This is a genomic window from Brachyspira catarrhinii (assembly GCF_005518285.1).
Taxonomy (GTDB): Bacteria; Spirochaetota; Brachyspiria; order Brachyspirales; family Brachyspiraceae; genus Brachyspira; species Brachyspira catarrhinii.
The window spans coordinates 1-3,921 of sequence record NZ_SJDU01000223.1 but is presented as its reverse complement, the minus strand read 5'-3'; the positions used below and the strand labels follow the sequence as shown (position 1 = coordinate 3,921).

The window sequence follows — 3,921 nt, the reverse complement described above, 5'->3', positions numbered from 1 at the left end:
ATCCGATATATGCCTTCTCCTTCTTATGTTCCAGCGACTAAAGGAAAAAAGCTTTATGATAAATAATATCTATTATTCCTTTAAAGTCTTTTCCGTTTCCCATAGGAATTTGTATTGGAACTACGGGAGGCTCTTTGAAGTTATGCTCTATTTTTTCAAGCAATTCTTTATGATTAATCATATCTTTATCGATTTTATTGATAAAAATAATTCGCGGTCTTTTGAAACTATTTGCCATTTGCCAATGTTTTTCCGTTTCGATTTGTATTCCAAATTCCGCGTCAATAACTACAATGCAAGATTCGGCGACTCTCAAAGCTGGATTAATTTCTCCGCTAAAATCTCCAGAACCCGGAATGTCAAGCAGATTAATTTTATGGTCTTTCCATTCTATAAAGCTTAAAGATGTGCGAATCGACATATTATGCTTTATCTCTTCGTCCGTATAATCGCTTACGGTAGTTCCTCTTGCCACTTCGCCTTTTTTGTCGATGCATTTTGCTCTGAAAAGCAAAGCTTCGTTTAAAGTCGTTTTGCCGCTTCCGACATGCCCTAAAATGGCTACATTACGAATGCTTTCGGGTTTATATATTTTGCCCATAATCTCTCCTTTTATACATAAGATTTGTATTTATATTAATGTTTTTAAGTTTTCTAAAGATGCTTAAAAGATAAGCGAATTCATAGAAAGTTAACTTGTGCATGATACATATAGTATAGTCAAAAAATTTTTAAAAATCAAATTTTATTCGAATTTTTATTTTTCAATTATATGTCAATTACAAAATTTTTATGTAATTTATTTAAAACTTTATAAAGATAACAGCTATAAACTATGTAAATAAGAAATTAATTCTCTTTTATCGATTTTTTATTAAAAATTATTTTATATTCTTTATTAAGATAGGCATTAATAAAGCGTTCGGTAATTCTTCGTTTTTGCCCGTTAAATATTTTACTATTTCTAACGCAAAAAGCATGCTTGTGGCGGGACCTTTCGAGGTTATGATATTTTCGTCTACAACAACCAAATCTTTTTCTACATATTCTCCCATATTTATAGATTTTTCGCAGCTTGGAAAACAAGTGTATTTGCCTTTCAAAACTTTAGCCTCTCCCAAAACTATAGGCGACGCGCATACGGCGGAAACGAGTTTTTTTTCTTTATACATTTTTTGAATCTTTTCTATTATTCTTTTATCGTTTTTCAAATTATTCATGCCTCCCATACCGCCAGCAAGCGAAATAGCGTCAAAATCTTCGTTAATGACTTTATCCAAAATAGTGTCGGCTTTGACGATTATATTATGCCCGCCTTTTACTTCCAAATTGTCGGTTAAAGACGCCGTTATAACTTCCAAATTTGCTCTTCTTAATATATCTATTATCGTTATCGCTTCAATTTCTTCAAAACCTTCCGCTAAAGGAACTAAAATTTTTTTTGACATATAAAACTCCGAAGTAAAATTTTTTATATTGTATTATTTTATTTATAATTTTTCAAGTTATTTTATGCTTGCAAATATACAAAAAATAATGTTAAATATAATAATCAATTCTTTATAAATCTTAAAATTAAATATGGTGAAAGTTATTATTAATAAAAACAATAAAAGCAAAATAAAGAAAATTATAATTTCCGTTTTTCTAACGATTTTAATATTATTCGCAAATTCATGCGACACTTTCGATATGTATATAAGAAAAGGTTTGGACGGAGTCAATCTATACGAGCTTACCGTTTACGGCGAGGCTTTGGGACGCGATATAAAAGTTGTCGAGCTTGCGGGTTTCGATGTAAATAATTTCAGAAACGATAGAGTATCTTATTATATAAGCATGTATCAAGGAAATTGGAAACCTCACATGCAGAGAATAATCGATAGAGCGCAGATTTATTTGCCATATATAAAAGAAGTTTTTAAAGAAAAAAATGTTCCAGAAGATTTGATATATTTGCCAATAATCGAAAGCAGTTTTAATCCTCAAGCTATATCGAGAGCGGGAGCGGCGGGACTTTGGCAGTTTATGCCTATGACGGGAGCGATATATAATCTTAAAGTCAATTATTGGGCGGACGACAGATTTGACCCCGAACGTTCGACTAAAGCTGCGGCGGAACATTTGATAAGATTAAATAAAAATTTCAAATCTTGGGTTATAGCTTTGGCTGCCTATAACGCGGGAGGCGGAAGAATATCGAGAGCTATAAAAAAAGCTAAAAGCAATATTTTTGACGATTTGATTAAAGCGGAAGTTTTGCCGAAAGAAACGAGAGAATATATACCAAAATATGTCGCTGCGGTTATAATAGCGAAAAATCCCGAAAGATTCGGATTCAAAATAAATAAGCCAAATGTAATTTTTCCTCAAGGCGATTTGGTTTATATTGACGATGCTGCGGATTTGTCGATTATCGCGGAAATGATTGAAGTCGACACCGCGGATTTGAAAGCTTTGAATCCTCATTTGGTGAGAAATGTCACTCCTCCAGCTATGGTTAGATATCCTTTAAGAATCCCCGAAGGAAAAGAACAGAAATTTTACGACACATTTGGAAAGATTCCAGCGGAAGAGAGAATTACTTTCAGAAAGCATGAAGTAAGAATGAACGAAACTCTTTCGCATCTATCGAGATTTTATAATGTTCCGATGCAGGCTATAGTGGAAATAAATAAATTGAAAACGAGAAATTTAAATATCGGACAGCAGGTAATGATTCCGATTCAAGGACTCGATAACGCAAAACAAGTCGATATGGCGCAATATGAAGAGGAGAGAGAGAGACTTAGAGACGGCAGATTTGTTTATTTTGAATCTTTGCCTCCGCCCGATTACGAATATAAAGATATAATGTATCATATAAGAGAAGGCGACACTCTTTGGATTATAGCGCGGAAATTTAAAATCGACATTTCGGAAATAAAGGCTTGGAATAAATTAAAAAATAATGTTCTTTCGGTTGGAAGCGAGATATTTTTAAGAATTCCCATGAAGCGAGATTGATATTGTTTTAATTTCTCTAAATATAAATAAATTTAATTTAAAAACTATTTTATCGCCTCGATGCATCTATGACACAACTCTTTATGCTCGCTGTCTTCTCCAACAGATTCGTAATGTCCCCAACAACGAACGCATTTTTCATGTTCCGCTTTACTCGTTTTTACAAATGAAATATCGCCTTCTATAAAAGAATCGTCTTTTTTATCTTCGACTGTCACTTTGCTCACGATAAATATTTCGTTTAAGTATTTACTATATTTGATTAATAAATCTTTAACGGCGGAATCTTTTGGAGATATATTAATATAAGCTTCTAAAGATTTGCCGATTGTATTATTGTCTCTCGCTCTTTCAAGCGAAAGCAAAACATCGCCCCTTACCTTAATCAAAGTTTCCCATTCTTTTTCAAGTTCCAAATCGATATATTCTTCTTTTAATTCCGTCCATAATTCCAAATGAACGGAAGATGATTTTTTATAATGTCCCCAAATTTCGTCCATAGTGAAAGGCAGAAACGGAGCTATTACTTTAACCAACACATCCAAAATTTCCGCCAAAACCGTTTGAGCGCTTCTTCGAGCTAAAGAATCTTTTTTATCGCAATATAATCTGTCTTTTATTATATCCAAATATGTCGCCGAAAGTTCGACTACGCAATAATTTATAAGTTTTTGATAAAATACATGAAACTCGTAATTATCGCAGGATTTTTCCGCGGATTTAAGAAAACTATATAAACGAGACAAAGCGTATCTGTCAACGGGCAAAAGTTTTTCTACTTCGACTTTATCTTTTTCAAAATCAAAATCGTTCAAATTGCCAAGCAAATATCTGAAAGTGTTTCTTATTTTTCTATAATTGTCGGCTATCGCTTTCATCATATTGTCGCCGACTCTCGCGTTATGTGTAAAATCT

At 32.9% G+C, this 3,921-nt stretch carries 4 protein-coding genes; 1 reads left to right on the top strand and 3 read right to left on the bottom strand.

The window, feature by feature from the left end:
* Positions 1-37 precede the first annotated feature (37 nt).
* The gene (locus tag EZH24_RS08390; protein ID WP_236847128.1) at positions 38-601 is read right to left on the bottom strand and encodes a GTP-binding protein; all 564 of its coding nucleotides are present in this window, start codon (positions 599-601) and stop codon (positions 38-40) included.
* Between the two features lie 280 nt (positions 602-881).
* Entirely contained in the window at positions 882-1,448 is a 567-nt protein-coding gene (locus tag EZH24_RS08385; RefSeq protein ID WP_137998706.1) for a DJ-1 family glyoxalase III, read from the bottom strand.
* 211 nt (positions 1,449-1,659) lie between these two features.
* Here EZH24_RS08385 and EZH24_RS08380 point away from each other — a divergent pair, with 211 nt between their 5' ends.
* Positions 1,660-3,006 carry a transglycosylase SLT domain-containing protein gene (locus tag EZH24_RS08380; RefSeq protein WP_137998707.1) on the top strand — a complete coding sequence of 449 codons (1,347 nt, stop codon included), beginning with the start codon at positions 1,660-1,662 and terminating at the stop codon, positions 3,004-3,006.
* Positions 3,007-3,050: 44 nt separating this feature from the next.
* On the opposite strand, the gene EZH24_RS08375 is transcribed toward EZH24_RS08380, so the two are convergent.
* Positions 3,051-3,921: class I tRNA ligase family protein (locus EZH24_RS08375; protein WP_153227232.1), on the bottom strand; the 871-nt coding region annotated here is incomplete at its 5' end.